Raw genomic sequence first — 273 nt, 5'->3', positions numbered from 1 at the left:
TCCAGCGTGCGCAACTCCTTATTAAGTGCATCCGTAGGTACATTGATTCAATTGCCCTTCAGTGTGGCAGAGCATGTAGGCTCTAAAGCCATCGCGGACAGAATTGATGCGCAAGCTGAAATGCCGGGTGCAGAAAAAAAGAACGCGGATGGCACTGTCACTACGGTAGACCCGTCCGCGACGCAACAGCAAAAATTGGACGCGCGTCTTGAAGGCGCCGAAATAAAAACCGAGCTGATGGTCAACAATATTCTTTCCATCAACGAAGGGAAA

Annotated in this window: 1 protein-coding gene; it reads left to right on the top strand. The window is 49.8% G+C overall.

The genetic code is table 11. The features are described from left to right. On the top strand, nt 1-273 hold a 273-nt coding region (locus AC0L3B_RS39490; RefSeq protein ID WP_473383233.1), incomplete at both ends, for a hypothetical protein.

The organism is Bradyrhizobium sp. Kon56, from assembly GCF_055807635.1.
This window is presented reverse-complemented; position numbering and strand designations above follow the sequence as displayed.